We start from the raw sequence: 14,712 nt of genomic DNA on the forward strand, positions 1-14,712 counted from the left end.
CGGCTACAGCTCCAGCCGGTCGATCATCGGCTGCGTGATCAGGCACACGCCCTTTTCGGTGCGCCGGAACCGATGCCCATCGAGCAGCGGGTCTTCGCCGACGATCAGCCCATCGGGAATGACGACGCCGCGATCGAGCACGACTTTCCTCAGCTGCGCGTGACGCCCGATCTTGCAATGCGGGAGCACCACCGCCTCATCGAGCGACGAATAGCTGTGCGCCCGCACCCCGGTCGAGATCAGGCTGCGGTGCACGTTCGATCCGGAAATGATCGTATCGCCCGCCACCAGGCTCGACACCGCCTGCCCACGCCGTCCGTCGACATCGTGGACGAACTTGGCCGGCGGGGTCAGCTCCGAATAGGTCCACAGCGGCCACTCGCGATCGTAGAGGTCGAGCTGCGGCACGACGTCGGTCAGGTCGATGTTCGCTTCCCAATATGCGTCGACCGTCCCGACGTCGCGCCAATAGGCTTCGGGCTCTTCGGGCGAACGAACGCAGCTGGCGGAAAAGCGGTGCGCGTGCGCATGGCCGTGCGCGACCAGATACGGGATGATGTCCTTGCCGAAGTCGCGCGACGATCCCGGGGTGGCGGCGTCGCGGCGCAACTCCTCGAGCAGCAATTTTGTGTTGAAGACGTAGATGCCGAGGCTGGCGAGCGCGACATCGGGCTGGCCGGGGATCGACGGCGGATCGGCGGGCTTCTCGACGAAATCGACGATGCGGTCATTCTCGTCGACGTGCATGACGCCGAACGCCACTGCCTCCATCCGCGGGACTTCCATGCACGCGACCGTCACGTCGGCACCGCTGTCGCAGTGCTGCCGGAGCATGATCTCGTAATCCATCTTGTAGATATGGTCGCCCGCCAGGATGACCATGAACTCCGGCGCGCTTTCGGCGATGATGTCGATGTTCTGATAGACCGCATCGGCGGTCCCCTCATACCATTGAAATTCGCTGATCCGCTGCGACGCCGGGAGGATGTCGAAGCTTTCGTTGCGTTCCGGGCGCAGGAAGTTCCAGCCGCGCTGGAGATGCCGGATCAGCGAGTGCGCCTTATACTGGGTCGCCACGCCAATGCGGCGGATGCCCGAGTTGATCGCGTTCGACAAAGCAAAGTCGATGATGCGGCTCTTGCCCGCGAAATAGACCGCTGGTTTCGCTCGCGTATCGGTCAGCTCCTTCAATCGGCTGCCCCTGCCCCCGGCGAGGACATATGCCATAGCGTCACGCGCCAGCGGCTGACCTTTACGTTCATCCACCTCGGGCTCTCCTTCCCAGCATCTTTACTTGTTGTTCATCAGACGTTAACCACAATGACACGGATCTGACGCTAAAAGGCGCGGTCGCCGTAAGTGAGTGCGTATCAAGAATAATTCGACTTTCGAGAGGATCGCCGATGCACCCCGCTTGCCAGCCCCGTTCCGCCGACGGTTTGATCCGTGGCGTCGCCTGCGCACTGGTTCCGTCACTGCTCGCCTGGGGCGCGATCTTCGCGCTCGTCGGCCGGATCGTCTGAGCCGAACTCAAGACTCAGACTCCCATTCCAGCATCACCGTCGCGAGGGGCGGCAAGGTGACATCGGCGTGGCCGCCCGCGGCGACCACGCCGCCGAGATTGCCGAGCCCCGATCCCCAATAATCGTGCGCGTCGGAGTTCAGCACCTCGCGCCAGCGGCCGTCGTTGGGCAGCGGCACGCGGTACGGCATCCGTGCGACCGGGGTCATGTTGACGATCACCGCGATCGGCGCGGCGCCGGGTGCGGTGCGAAGCCAGACGAACACCGAGTTTTCGGCATCGTCCTGCACCAGCCAGCGGAAGCCGTCGCGCTCGCAATCGCGGGCGTGGAGCGCGCGCTTTTCCCGGTACAGTCGGTTGAGGTCGCGGACCAGTTTGCGGACGCCATCGTGCGCGTGCGAGTTGAGCAGGTCCCAGTCGAGCGACCGCTCCTCGCTCCATTCGGCACGCTGCGCGAACTCCTGCCCCATGAACAGCAGCTTCTTGCCGGGATACCCCCACATCATCGCGTAATAGGCGCGAAGATTGGCGAATTTCTGCCAATCGTCGCCCGGCATCTTGGTCAGCATCGAGCCCTTGCCGTGCACGACCTCGTCGTGGCTGATCGGCAGCACAAAATTCTCGTCGAAGGCATAGACCAGCCCGAAGGTGATCGCGTCATGGTGATGCTTCCGGTGGACCGGCTCGCGCGCCATGTACTTCAGCGTGTCGTGCATCCAGCCCATGTTCCACTTGAAGCCGAAGCCGAGCGCGGTGCGCGGGGCCTCGTCATAGGCGGGAGCGGAGACCCCGGCCAGCTCGTCGATTCCTCGGCGACGGTGAACACGCCGGGCTGGCTGGCATAGAGCGCGCGATTGGCGGCGCGCATGAAGTCGACCGCTTCCCAATTCTCGCGCCCGCCTTCGCGGTTGGCGATCCACTCGCCGTCCTTGCGCGAATAGTCGCGGTACAGCATCGAGGCGACCGCATCGACGCGCAATCCGTCGACATGATAGCGCTCGGCCCAGAACAGCGCGTTGTTGACGAGGAACGCCGACACCTCCCGCCGCCCGAAATTGTAGATCGCGGTGTTCCAGTCGGGATGGTAGCCCAGCCGCGGATCTTCGTGTTCGTACAGCGCGGTGCCGTCGAAGCGCGACAGGCCATGTGCGTCGGTCGGGAAATGCGCGGGCACCCAGTCGAGCAGGACGCCAATCCCGGCGCGGTGTGCGCCGTCGACGAAGCGCGCGAAGCCTTCGTGATCGCCGAACCGCGCGCTGGGGGCGTAGAGGCCGGTCGTCTGATACCCCCAGCTCGGATCATAGGGATGTTCCGAGATTGGCATGAACTCGATGTGGGTGAAGCCCATCGAGGTGGCATAGGGGATCAACCGCTCGGCAAGCTGGTCCCACGTCAGGAACCAGCCATTCTCGTCGCGCTGCCAGCTGCCGGGATGGACCTCGTAGATGCTGATCGGCGCGCGGCGCGGATCGACCGAGGCCCACGCCTCGCGATGTGCCGCATCGCCCCATTCATGATGCATCGGCGCGGTGGTGAGCGACGCAGTCTTGGGGCGCAGTTCGGCAGCGAAGGCATAGGGGTCCGCCTTGAGCGGCTGAAGCGCACCGTCGGGGCCAATGATCGCATATTTATAGGCACGCCCCGCTCCGATGTCGGGCAGGAACAGCTCCCAGACGCCGGTATCGTTGCGCCGACGCATCCCGTGGCGGCGTAGATCCCAGTCGTTGAAGTCACCGACCACCGCGACGCGCCGCGCGTTGGGTGCCCACACCGCGAAATGGACGCCTTTCGCGCCCTCGTGCACGATCAGATGCGCCCCCATCTTGTCATGGAGGCGGAAATGCGTGCCCTCGTTCATCAGGAAGTCGTCGGTGGGGCCGAGCACCGGGCCGAAGCTATACGGATCGGTAATCCACCATTCCGCGCCCCCGCCCTGCGCGACATAACGTAGCGGCTGCGGATCGCCGTCGATGATCCCCTCGAACAGCCCGCGTTCGTCGACGCGCTCCAGCGTGCCGAGCACCTCCCCCGCCAACGTCCGCGCGACCACGGTATCGGCACCCGGTATCCAGACCCGCGCAAACGTGCCGTCCGGCCCGTGATGCGGGCCGAGCAACGCAAAGGGATCCTCGTTGGTGCCGTCCAGCAGCGCGTCGATCGCGGCGGCGGGCGGCTTCACTTCACGCCCCAGATCTCTTGCGCATATTCTCCGATCGTCCGGTCCGACGAGAACCAGCCCATGTTCGCGACGTTGCGGATCGCACTGCGGCTCCAGCCGTCGCGATCCCCCCAGCGCGCGTCGACCTCACGCTGCGCGGTGGCATAAGCGTCGAAGTCGGCTGCCACCATGAACCAGTCATGGTCGTACAGGCCGTTCATGAGATCGCGGTAGCGGTTGTGGTCATCTGGTGAAAACACACCGGAGGCGATCGCGTTCACCGCCTGCGCGAGTTCGGCCGAATTTTCGATCACCTCGCGCGGATTGTACCCGCCCGCCCGCTTGGCCGCGACCTCGTCGGCGGTAAGACCGAAGATCACGATGTTGTCCGCACCGACATGATCGCGGATCTCGACATTGGCACCGTCGAGCGTGCCGATCGTCAACGCGCCGTTGAGCGCGAACTTCATGTTGCCGGTGCCCGACGCCTCCATACCGGCGGTCGAAATCTGTTCGGACAGGTCCGCGGCCGGCACCATCCGTTCGGCAAGGCTAACGTTGTAATTGGGAACGAAAGCGACCTTGAGCAGCCCACCGATCGACGGGTCGGCATTGACGCGGCGTGCGACGTCGCCGGCCAGCTTGATGATGAGCTTGGCCTGATGATAGCTCGACGCCGCCTTGCCCGCGAACAGCTTGACGCGCGGCGTCCAGTCGCGCTCCGGGTGGCTGCGGATCTGGTCGTAGAGCGCGACGGTCTCGACGATGTTGAGCAGCTGACGCTTGTATTCGTGGATGCGCTTGATCTGCACGTCGAAGATCGCCGACGGATCGAGCCGTATGCCCATCTCGGCGCGCAGATAGTCCGACAGCGCCGCCTTGTTCGCGCGCTTCACCGCAGCGAAGCGCTCGCGGAACGACGCATCCTCGGCAAACGGAGCGAGCGCGGTCAGCTTATCGGCATCGTCCATGAAGCCGTCGCCGATCGCCTCGCGGATCAGCGAGGTCAGCCCGGGATTGCATTCCTGCAACCAGCGACGCGGGGTGATGCCGTTGGTCTTGTTGTTGATCCGCTCGGGATAAAGGCGGTGCAGGTCGGCGAAGACGGTGGTCTTCATCAACCCGGTGTGGAGCGCCGCGACGCCGTTGACGCTGTGCGAGCCGGCGAAGGCGAGGTTGGCCATGCGGACGCGCCGCTCGCCGCCCTCGTCGATCAGGCTGATCGCGGCGATCGCGCGGTCATCCATCCCGTCTGCCTGGCGCGCGGCACGGAGCAGCTTGGCGTTGATCGCATAGACCAATTGCATGTGCCGCGGCAGCAAACGCTCGAACAGCGGCAGCGGCCAGCTTTCCAGCGCCTCGGGCAGCAACGTGTGGTTGGTGTAGCCGAACGTCGCCTGAGTGATCTCCCACGCCTCGTCGAAGGCGAGGCCGTGCTCGTCGAGCAGCAGCCGCATCAGCTCGGCGACCGATACCGCGGGATGCGTATCGTTGAGCTGGATCGCGGCGCGCGTCGGTAGCGTGCGGATGTCGCCGAAATACTGGATGTGCCGGCGGACGATGTCCTGGATCGACGCGGAGGAGAAGAAATACTCCTGCCGCAGTCGCAGCTCCTGCCCCGCCGCGGTCGTATCGTTGGGGTAGAGGACGCGGACCAATGTCTCGGCGCGCAACTGACCGGCCATCGCGCCCGCGAAGTCGCCCTGGTTGAAGGCGTCGAGCTTGAACGGATCGAGACTGCGCGACGTCCACAGCCGCAGCGTGTTCACGCGTCGTCCGCGCCAGCCGATGACGGGCGTGTCGACCGCCATCGCTTCGACCATCTCGCCCGGCTTCCACGTCACGGTGCCGCTTTCGTCGCCATGCACCTCGCCGCCGAAGCCGATCACATAGGCGCTCTCACGACGGCGGAATTCCCAAGGATTGCCATATTGCAGCCACGTCTCGGGCAATTCGACCTGCCAGCCATCGTCGATCCGCTGCCGGAACATGCCGTTCACATAGCGGATGCCATAGCCATAAGCGGGCAGGTCGAGCGTCGCGAGGCTCTCCATGAAGCACGCCGCGAGCCGCCCTAGGCCGCCGTTGCCGAGTGCGGCATCGGGCTCGATCTCCTCGAGCGCGGCGAGGTCGATGCCGAGTTCTTGCAGCGCGGTCGCCACTTCGTCGCGCGCCGACAGGTTCGCCAGCGTGTCGCGGAGCAGCCTGCCGATCAGGAATTCGAGGCTGAGATAATAGACGCGCTTCGCACCGGCCGCGTGCGCAGCCTTGGTGGACACCATCCAGCGTTCGATGATCTCGTTGCGGACGGTAAGGATCGTCGCGGCCAGCCAGTCGTGCGGGCGCGCCGCCTGCTCGTCCTTGCCGATGCGATGCACCAGCGTGTCGAGGATGTTGAGCGCAAGCGGCCCCCGCTGCCGCCCGGTTTCGGTCTCGATCACGCCTACCCCCTTGTTCGTAGATGCAATGCCTAGGCGGTAGCCGGAGTTGCAGCAACGGATTCCGCCGCGCGACCGCGATACGCCTGCACATCGAGCGCGGCGCCGAGCAGAAAGGCATAGACGCTAAGCCACAGCCACGTCAGCGCGACGATGATCGCGCCCAGCGAGCCATAGGTCGCACCGTAATTCCCAAAATTGGCGACGTAGAGACTGAAGCCGGTCGTCGCGAGCAGCCAGACGAGCGTCGCGGTGACCGTCCCCGGCGTCGCCCAGCGCAGCCGCGCGCCGTGGCGATACGGACCGAACCGGAACAGCAGCGACGCACCGGTGATGACGATCGTCGCGAGCAGCGCATAGGTGGCGATGCGGATCAGCGCGAGCACGATGCCGGGGAACCACGGGATCAGCGCGCCGATGAACGCCACCACAGCGCTGGCGGCGATGCCGAGGAAGATCAGCAGGATCCCGCCGACCACGATCGCGAACGAGGTCAGCGTCCAGACGATGAAGTTGCGCTTGTCCTTGACCTCATAGGCGACGTTGAGCGCGGTCATCATCGCGGTGGCCGCCTTGCTGCCGCCGTACAGCGCAATGACGAGCGCGATGATCAGCCCCAGCCCCTTGCGCCCCTGCGACCCCGAGGTGACGATATCAAGCTGTTGCCCGACCAGTGTTGCGACGTCCCCCGGCAACGCGGCGAACAGCGCGCGTATGTCTTCCTGAACCGTCGCCGCATCGGCGAACAGCCCGTAGGTGAACACCGTGACCGCGAGGATCGGCGCAATCGAAGAGATGATGTAGAAGGCCGCGCCCGCCGCGATCAGCCCGAGATTGTCGTCGTTCGAGGCGGTATAGGCCTCCTTCATCTGGCCCCACCAGTCGCGCCGGAAGGATCGCCAGAGATCGGACGAAGAGAGATCGATGTTCATTACGGAGGCGAACGCGGCGCAGCGGCGGAGGCTCCCGGTGGAGGGACTGTTTTGGGTTAGTGTTGAAGCGGAAGGTATCTGCTTCCCGTCATTCCCGCGAAGGCGGGAACCCAGAACCTCTGACGTTCCGACCCTATCGACGGACCTGCGCGTCTGGATTCCCGCCTTCGCGGGAATGACGGAAGAAGTCCAACACCGCTCCCGTCCTCGCAGGGCTGATGTCAGACGGTGAAGCTTTCGCCGCAGCCGCAGGCGCCCTTGGCGTTGGGGTTGTTGAAGACGAAACCCGCGGTGAAATCGTCCTCGACCCAATTCATCGTCGACCCGATCAAGTACAGGATCGACCCGCCGTCGACGAACAGCGTCCCGCCGGGCGTCTCGATCCGCTCGTCCATCGGCGTGGACTGCGTGACGTAATCGACCGAATAGGCCAGCCCTGAACAGCCACGACGCGGGGTCGAGAGCTTGACGCCGATCGCGTCCGCAGGCGCCTTGGCCATCAGGTCGGCGATCCGCGCCTCGGCGGTTGGGGTGAGGAGCAGCGGCGCGGGGCGCGCGCGGAGCGTGGTCGCCATCACAACATCCCCAGTTCGAGCCGCGCATCGTCGGACATCTTTTGCGGGTCCCATGGCGGATCCCAGACGAGGTTGACGTCGGCGAAGGCGATGCCGGGCACCGCCGCAACGCGCATCTCGACCTCGCCCGGCATCGACTCGGCAACCGGGCAATGCGGCGTCGTCAGCGTCATCGTCACCGCGGCATGGCCGTCCTCGGTGACGTCGACGCCGTAGATCAGCCCCAGGTCATAGATGTTGACCGGGATTTCGGGGTCGAAAATGTCCTTCAGCGCGTCGATCACCGCCTCGTACAGCGCGCCGCCGGGTTCGTTCGCAGCCGCGCCGCTCGGCTTTTGCGCAAGGAAACCAGACAGATAATCGCGTTGGCGTTCGCCTCCCTGCTCCGGGGCGGTATCGACCGCGTCGGACACCTGCGCGCGCGGCGGCTTGTCGACCGCCTCGACCGTTTCGCTCCTCACCGAGTCGCTCATCCGAAAATCCTCTTCACTCGCTCGATCCCGGCTGCCAGCGCCGCCACGTCCTCGGGGCCGTTGTAGACCGCGAAGCTGGCGCGCGCGGTCGCCTCGACGCCCAGCGCCGCCATCAGCGGCTGGGCGCAATGATGCCCGGCGCGGATCGCGACCCGGCTTTCGTCCAAGATGGTGCCGATATCGTGCGGATGCACCCCCTCCATCACGAAGGAGACGATCCCGGCGCTGTCGTCGGGCCCGAGCACGCGGATCGAATTGATGTGCGACAGCGCGGCGCGCGCCTCGCGCACCAAGGCGGTTTCGTGCGCGTGGATCTTGTCGAGCCCGATCGCGCGAACGTAATCGACCGCCGCCGACAGGCCGAGCGCACCGACGATATGCGGCGTCCCCGCCTCGAAGCGGGTCGGCGCAGGGGCGTAGGTGGTGCGCTCGAACGAGACGCGGTCGATCATCGACCCGCCGCCCTGATAGGGGGGCATCGCATCGAGCAGCTCGGCACGCGCCCACAACACGCCGATCCCGGTCGGGCCGTAGAGCTTGTGTCCGGAGAAGACGTAGAAATCGCAGCCGAGCGCCGCGACGTCGACCGCGATCCGCGGCACCGCCTGACAGCCGTCGATCAGGATCTTCGCCCCGACCGAATGCGCGATCCCGCTCGCCTTGGCGACGTCCAGGACGGACCCGAGCACGTTCGAGACATGCGCCAGCGCGACCAACTTATGTTCGGGGCGGATCATCGCCGCCATCGCATCGAGGTCGATGCGGTGATCGTGCGTGAGCGGGATCACGTCGATCGCCGCGCCGGCACGCTCGGCGACCATCTGCCACGGCACGATGTTGCTGTGATGCTCGAGCATCGACAGCAGGATGCGGTCGCCCCCCTTGAGATTCTGTGCCGCCCATGATTGTGCGACGAGGTTGATCGCCTCGGTCGCGCCGCGCACGAACACGATCTCGTTCGCCGGGGCACCGATAAGGTCGGCGATGTTGGCGCGGGCGGCCTCGTACGCCAACGTCATGTCGGCCGAACGTTGATACACTCCGCGGTGGACCGTGGCGTAAGTCGTATCGTAGCCGCGCGCGATCGCATCGATCACCGCACGCGGCTTCTGCGCGGTCGCAGCGGTGTCGAGATATGCCCAACCCTCCGGAATCGCGGGAAAGTCCGTGACCAGATCAAGCGGGCGATCGGTGGCGAGCGCGGTGTCGGTCATGCGATCGTACCGCCGATGTTTGCAATGGTTGCGCATGAAGCGGCGCATGTATCGCAAGCGGAGAAGGCGCGGTCCGTGGTCATCGCGGGGGAGGGTGACAGACCGGGCGCGTGTAGAACAGCGGTCACAACGCGCTCTCCAGCCACGCATCCGCGTCGGCGGCGAAGGCATCACGGACGGTTTCATCCGCGATGCGGTCCAGCGCATCGGCGACGAACGCGCGGGTCAGCAGCGCCTTGGCGCGCGGTGCCGGGATGCCACGGCTTGCCATGTAGAACAGCGCGCGCGCATCGAGTTCACCGACCGTCGCGCCATGCGCGCACTTCACGTCGTCGGCGAAAATCTCCAGCTCGGGCTTAAGGTTGACGGTCGCGGTGCGGTGCAGGAGCAGCCCGCGCAGCGACTGTTCGCCATCGGTCTTCTGGGCGTGCCGCGCGACCTCGACCGCAGCGGCGAGGCTCGCCTGCGACTGATCCGCGGCGACCGCACGCCACAATTGGTGCGATTGACCATTGGGCGCGGCGTGGCGGACGCGCACCGCGCATTCCTGCTTGAGCCGGTCGCGGGTCAGCAGCGCGCCGCCGTACTCGGCATAGCCGCCCTCACCCGCCAGCGCGATCGCGGCGTCGATCCGCACACCCTGATCGCCCGCCGCCAGCATCGTACCGACGAGGCTCGCGCCCTCGCTGAGTTCCGCCTCGTCACGGATCGTGACGAAGCCGGCCGCCTGCGTCATGCGGACGGCGCGCATCAGCCGCGCAGCCTTGCCGAGCCGGATGCGGGTGTTGCGATTCGACCAGCCCGCGCCGACGAACGTCTCGACGACGTGCGCCGAGGTGTCGGCATCGAGGACGATCTCGGCGGCGACGTGGTTTTCGCCGCCGGTCGCGACATGCACGACCTGCACCGGATGTGCGACCGACTGCGCGTCGAGGTGGAGCGACCAGCCGCGGGTGGCGCGCTTGCCGAGCGCGTGCGCGCCGGGGGTGAGGTCGCCGACGCGGACGCGGTGGAGGTCGCTGGCGGCGTCATCGAGAACACCGTCGACGAACAGCAATTTCGCGCCGGGCAGGTCCAGGAACTGTGCGTCCGGGCGGGCCAAGGGGGCGAGCGCGGCGGCGGCGGCGATCCCGCCAAGATCCGCCCAGCGCCATGCTTCCTCGCGGTTGGAAGGAAGGTCGAGCGTCACGCGGCGACCTCTGCGTAACCCTGCCGCTCCAGCTCGTGCGCCAGCTCCGGCCCGCCAGAGCGGGTTATGCGGCCGTCGGCGAGGACGTGGACGCGGTCTGGCTGCACGTAATCGAGCAGGCGCTGGTAATGGGTGATGAGCAGCACGGCCTTGTCAGGCTTGCGCATGATGCGGTTGATGCCATCGCCGACGATCCGCAGCGCATCGATGTCGAGGCCGGAGTCGGTTTCGTCGAGGATCGCGAACGCGGGATCAATGATCCCCATCTGCACCATCTCGTTGCGCTTCTTCTCGCCGCCCGAGAAGCCGACGTTGACCGGGCGCTTGAGCATGTCCTGCTGGAGCCCGAGTGCATCGGCCTGCGCGCGGGCGAGCTTAAGGAACTCCGCGCCCGACAGCGGCTTTTCACCGCGGCTGGTGCGCTGCGCGTTGAGCGATTCGCGGAGGAACTGGACGTTCGACACGCCCGGGATTTCGACCGGATATTGGAAGCCGAGGAACACGCCGGCGGCGGCGCGCTCGTGCGGTTCGAGTTCGAGCAGGTCGATCCACTCTCCTCCCCTCCCTGGAAGGGAGGGTGCGGGGGTGGGTGGCGTGCTCGCGGAACTCGGCCGATCCTCGATTTGGTCACCGTATTGGGACACAGAACCCACCCCCGGCCCCTCCCTTCCAGGGAGGGGGCACAGAAGCGGATCGAGCCTTCGGTCACTTCGTAGCCGGGGCGGCCGCCGAGGACATAGCCGAGCGTCGACTTGCCCGCGCCGTTCGGCCCCATGATCGCATGGATCTCGCCCGCGTTCACTTCGAGCGACAGGCCCTTGAGGATTTCCTTGCCGTCGATTTCGGCGTGGAGGTTTTCAATCTTTAACATCGTCATCCCGGCGTAGGCCGGGATCCAGTCCCGACCGGTGTAACTGGACCCCGGCCTTCGCCGGGGTGACGGAAGGAATTACCCGACCGAACCCTCGAGGCAGATCCCCAGCAGCTTCTGCGCCTCGACCGCGAACTCCATCGGGAGTTGCTGCAGCACCTCGCGCGCAAAGCCGTTGACGATCAGCGCGACCGCCGCTTCGGCGTCCAGACCGCGCGACATCGCGTAGAAGAGCTGGTCCTCGCTGATCTTGCTGGTGGTCGCCTCATGCTCGATCTGCGCGCTGGGGTTCTTCACCTCGATATACGGCACGGTATGTGCACCGCACTGATCCGACAGCAGCAGCGAGTCGCATTGCGTGAAGTTGCGGACGTTCTCCGCGCTCGCCGCGACGCGGACCAGCCCACGATAGGTGTTGTCGGAGCGACCGGCGCTGATCCCCTTCGACACGATCGTCGAACGCGTGTTCTTGCCGAGGTGGATCATCTTCGTGCCGGTATCGGCCTGCTGACGGTTGTTGGTGACCGCCACCGAATAGAATTCGCCGACCGAGCCGTCGCCCGCCAGCACGCACGACGGATATTTCCAGGTGATCGCGCTGCCGGTTTCGACCTGCGTCCACGACACCTTGCTGTTCTTGCCCTGGCAAAGCGCGCGCTTGGTGACGAAATTGTAGATGCCGCCGACGCCGTTCTCGTCGCCGGGATACCAGTTCTGGACGGTCGAATATTTGATCTCGGCATCGTCCATCGCGACCAGTTCGACAACTGCGGCGTGAAGCTGGTTCTCGTCGCGCATCGGCGCGGTGCAGCCCTCAAGATAGGAGACGTAGGCACCTTCGTCGGCGACGATCAGCGTGCGCTCGAACTGGCCGGTGTTCTCGGCGTTGATGCGGAAATAGGTGCTCAATTCCATCGGGCAGCGCACGCCCTTCGGAATGTACACGAACGTCCCGTCGGAGAAGACCGCACTGTTGAGCGTCGCGAAATAATTGTCGCGCTGCGGCACGACCTTGCCCAGCCACTTGCGGACCAGATCGGGATATTCGCGGATCGCCTCGCTGATCGACAGGAAGATGACGCCTGCCGCCTTCAATTCGGCGCGGAAGGTGGTGGCGACCGAGACGCTGTCGAACACCGCGTCGACCGCGACCTTGCGCGCGCCCTCGACGCCCGCCAGCACTTCCTGCTCGGCGATCGGGATGCCGAGCTTCTCATAGGTGCGGCGGATTTCGGGATCGAGTTCGTCGAGCGAGGCGATCGTTTTCTTCACCTTCGGCTCGGCGTAATAATACGCATCCTGATAGTCGATCGGCGGCACGTTGAGCTTCGCCCAATCGGGTGCCTCCAGCGTCTGCCAGACGCGAAACGCCTTCAGCCGCCAGTCGAGCATCCACTCCGGCTCGTTCTTCTTCGCCGAGATGTAGCGGACGGTGTCTTCGTTCAGCCCCTTGGGCGCGAAGTCCTGCTCGATGTCGGTCGCGAAGCCCCATTCGTACTTCTTGGCGACGGCGGCGTGTGCCTCGGCGTTCTTGGTGGCCATGATTATGCCTCAACCTTCATCTGCTGCTGCGCCACGGCGGGCACGTCTGCGGCGAGTTGCGCGATGGTGATCCCCGCCAGCGCCCCGCGCACCGCCTGGTTGACCGCACTCCAATGCGGCTTCACCCGGCAATTTCCTTCGATCGCGCAATCGTGGCTCGCCGCGTCGACGCACGAGGCCATCGCGATCGGTCCCTCGACCGCCTCGACGATGTCGGCGAGCGTGATCGACGCGGGCGGACGCGACAGGCGGAAACCGCCGCCGGTGCCACGCGCGCTGTCGATCAGCCCGGCCGCGGCGAGCTTGCTGACCAGCTTTTGCGCGGTCGGCAGCGGCACGCCGGTTTCCTCGGCGAGCGACGTCGCATTCTGCCGCGCCATCCCGCCGCAATGCCGCGCGGCGGCGCCGAGCAGCACCACGGCATAGTCGGTCAGGCTGGAAAGGCGCATCAGTTGCGAACCACTCTCAAATCGGATCGAATTGTTCCGATTGGCAGATGGTCGTTTGTAGCGCCGAAATCAACCGCGATGCGCAAATCAAAAAAGGGCCCGGCATTGCTGCCGGGCCCTTCAGGAAAGAGACTTCCCTGAGGAAGCCCTTCGGGTCGCACACATCTTATGCCGCTGGTTCGGCCGCAAAGATTGGATGGATGCGACGCGGCATCTGGCAAAACTTACAATTGCGCCCCGCTTGATCTCGCGACGCTTGGAGGCGAAACGACGGGGCATGGCCGATCTGCTCTCCCGCCTCGCGCATACGCTCGATCCCGAAACAGCGCATGTCTGGGCGATTCGCGCGCTCGGGGGCTGGGGACGGAGCGGTGCGCCGCTCGCGGGTACGATGCCGCGGCTGGAGACGGTGGTGGCGGGGGTGCGCTTCCCCAACCCGGTTGGGCTGGCAGCGGGACTCGACAAGGACGCGCGCGCGATCACCGGGTTGATGGCGCTGGGCTTCGGTTCGGTCGAGGTCGGCACGCTTACCCCGCGCGCGCAGGCCGGCAATCCCAGGCCGCGGCTGTTCAGACTGGCCGAGGATCGCGCGGTCATCAACCGGATGGGGTTCAACAACGGCGGGCTCGCGGACGGCGTCGCGCGCGCGAAAGCGGCGAATCGGCGCGGCGGGGTGTTGGGGATCAACGTCGGCGCGAACAAGGACGCGACCGACCGGGTCGCCGACTATGTCGCTGGCGTGCGCGCGGCCGCGGCGGTGGCCGATTATGTGACGATCAACATCAGTTCCCCCAATACGCCGGGGCTGCGCGACTTGCAGCAGGGCGCAGCGCTCGACGACTTGCTGGCAGCGTGCGTCGCGGAGCGGGGGACGACGCCGCTGTTCCTCAAGATCGCGCCCGATCTCGACGCAGGCGGGATCGATGGCGTCGCGAAGGCAGCGATCGCGCGCGGAGTCGATGCGCTGGTGATCGGCAATACGACGATCTCGCGCCCGGCGTTGCGGAGTGTCCATGCGGGCGAGACGGGCGGGCTGTCGGGCGCGCCGTTGCGGTCGCTGGCGGCGGCGAAGCTGGCGGAGGTGCGTGCCGCGACCGGCGGGCAGATCGCGCTGGTCGCAGCGGGTGGAATCGACAGTGGGGCTGAGGCTTATGCGCGAATTCGGGCGGGGGCGAGCCTGGTGCAGCTGTATTCGGCGCTGGTGTATGAAGGAGCGGGGCTGCCGCGGCAGGTAGTGCGTGACCTGGCGGCGTGTCTGGCGCGGGATGGGTTCGCGACCGTGGCGGAGGCGGTGGGAGCGTAGGAGCCTCGCGTCATTGCGAGCGTAGCGACGCATCCAGAGTGGGATC

General features: G+C 66.0%; 10 protein-coding genes and 3 pseudogenes. 1 reads left to right on the forward strand and 12 read right to left on the reverse strand.

The genetic code is table 11. The annotated features are described in order from the left end of the window. Positions 1-3: 3 nt before the first annotated feature. The 12 genes and pseudogenes from glgC to QP166_RS16290 all read right to left on the reverse strand — a co-directional run bounded on the left by glgC (position 4) and on the right by QP166_RS16290 (position 13,363). Positions 4-1,266, reverse strand: coding sequence for a glucose-1-phosphate adenylyltransferase (gene glgC / locus QP166_RS16235; RefSeq protein ID WP_333916849.1), 1,263 nt, complete (start codon positions 1,264-1,266; stop codon positions 4-6). A 264-nt stretch (positions 1,267-1,530) separates the two neighbouring features. After that, positions 1,531-3,701 (reverse strand): annotated as a pseudogene (gene glgB, locus QP166_RS16240) (1,4-alpha-glucan branching protein GlgB). Continuing rightward, a complete protein-coding gene (locus QP166_RS16245; RefSeq protein WP_333916850.1) occupies positions 3,698-6,121 on the reverse strand; it encodes a glycogen/starch/alpha-glucan phosphorylase in 2,424 nt (807 codons plus the stop codon). Before QP166_RS16245 ends, glgB begins: the two are co-directional and overlap by 4 nt. Positions 6,122-6,150: 29 nt before the next feature. Beyond that, positions 6,151-7,050 (reverse strand): YihY/virulence factor BrkB family protein, encoded by a 900-nt coding sequence (locus QP166_RS16250; protein WP_333916851.1) that lies wholly within the window; start codon positions 7,048-7,050, stop codon positions 6,151-6,153. 221 nt (positions 7,051-7,271) lie between these two features. Next, positions 7,272-7,625 carry a HesB/IscA family protein gene (locus QP166_RS16255; protein ID WP_333916852.1) on the reverse strand — a complete coding sequence of 118 codons (354 nt, stop codon included), beginning with the start codon at positions 7,623-7,625 and terminating at the stop codon, positions 7,272-7,274. Continuing rightward, on the reverse strand, positions 7,625-8,098 hold the full coding sequence (locus QP166_RS16260; protein ID WP_333916853.1) for an SUF system Fe-S cluster assembly protein: 474 nt from the start codon (positions 8,096-8,098) through the stop codon (positions 7,625-7,627). The genes QP166_RS16255 and QP166_RS16260 overlap by 1 nt, the downstream gene beginning before the upstream one ends. Beyond that, positions 8,095-9,312 carry an aminotransferase class V-fold PLP-dependent enzyme gene (locus tag QP166_RS16265; protein WP_333916854.1) on the reverse strand — a complete coding sequence of 406 codons (1,218 nt, stop codon included), beginning with the start codon at positions 9,310-9,312 and terminating at the stop codon, positions 8,095-8,097. Before QP166_RS16265 ends, QP166_RS16260 begins: the two co-directional genes overlap by 4 nt. A gap of 124 nt (positions 9,313-9,436) precedes the next feature. Then, positions 9,437-10,501, reverse strand: a complete 1,065-nt coding sequence (locus QP166_RS16270; protein WP_333916855.1) for a SufD family Fe-S cluster assembly protein — start codon at positions 10,499-10,501, stop codon at positions 9,437-9,439. Next, positions 10,498-11,054 (reverse strand): annotated as a pseudogene (gene sufC, locus QP166_RS16275) (Fe-S cluster assembly ATPase SufC); the annotation flags it as partial. The gene QP166_RS16270 and the pseudogene sufC, both read right to left, overlap by 4 nt. 132 nt (positions 11,055-11,186) lie before the next feature. Next, positions 11,187-11,372: pseudogene (locus QP166_RS16280) on the reverse strand (ATP-binding cassette domain-containing protein); the annotation flags it as partial. 78 nt (positions 11,373-11,450) lie between these two features. Further along, positions 11,451-12,914 (reverse strand): Fe-S cluster assembly protein SufB, encoded by a 1,464-nt coding sequence (gene sufB, locus QP166_RS16285; protein ID WP_333916856.1) that lies wholly within the window; start codon positions 12,912-12,914, stop codon positions 11,451-11,453. Positions 12,915-12,916: 2 nt separating this feature from the next. Next, the gene (locus QP166_RS16290) at positions 12,917-13,363 is read right to left on the reverse strand and encodes an SUF system Fe-S cluster assembly regulator (protein ID WP_333916857.1); all 447 of its coding nucleotides are present in this window, start codon (positions 13,361-13,363) and stop codon (positions 12,917-12,919) included. A 277-nt stretch (positions 13,364-13,640) separates the two neighbouring features. On the opposite strand from QP166_RS16290, the gene QP166_RS16295 reads away from it, so the two are divergent. Next, complete coding sequence (locus QP166_RS16295) at positions 13,641-14,666, forward strand: quinone-dependent dihydroorotate dehydrogenase (RefSeq protein WP_333916858.1); 1,026 nt, start codon at positions 13,641-13,643, stop codon at positions 14,664-14,666. Positions 14,667-14,712: the final 46 nt, after the last annotated feature.

It is taken from the genome of Sphingomonas sp. LR60 (genome assembly GCF_036855935.1).
Taxonomy (GTDB): Bacteria; Pseudomonadota; Alphaproteobacteria; order Sphingomonadales; family Sphingomonadaceae; genus Sphingomonas.

What these genes read in the sequence shown, in the direction of transcription:
- QP166_RS16295 (WP_333916858.1), top strand. Translation starts at nt 13,641, where the DNA reads ATGGCCGATCTGCTCTCCCGCCTCGCGCATACGCTCGATCCCGAAACA.
- QP166_RS16265 (WP_333916854.1), bottom strand. Translation starts at nt 9,312, where the DNA reads ATGACCGACACCGCGCTCGCCACCGATCGCCCGCTTGATCTGGTCACG.
- QP166_RS16260 (WP_333916853.1), bottom strand. Translation starts at nt 8,098, where the DNA reads ATGAGCGACTCGGTGAGGAGCGAAACGGTCGAGGCGGTCGACAAGCCG.
- QP166_RS16290 (WP_333916857.1), bottom strand. Translation starts at nt 13,363, where the DNA reads ATGCGCCTTTCCAGCCTGACCGACTATGCCGTGGTGCTGCTCGGCGCC.
- sufB (WP_333916856.1), bottom strand. Translation starts at nt 12,914, where the DNA reads ATGGCCACCAAGAACGCCGAGGCACACGCCGCCGTCGCCAAGAAGTAC.
- QP166_RS16250 (WP_333916851.1), bottom strand. Translation starts at nt 7,050, where the DNA reads ATGAACATCGATCTCTCTTCGTCCGATCTCTGGCGATCCTTCCGGCGC.
- QP166_RS16255 (WP_333916852.1), bottom strand. Translation starts at nt 7,625, where the DNA reads ATGGCGACCACGCTCCGCGCGCGCCCCGCGCCGCTGCTCCTCACCCCA.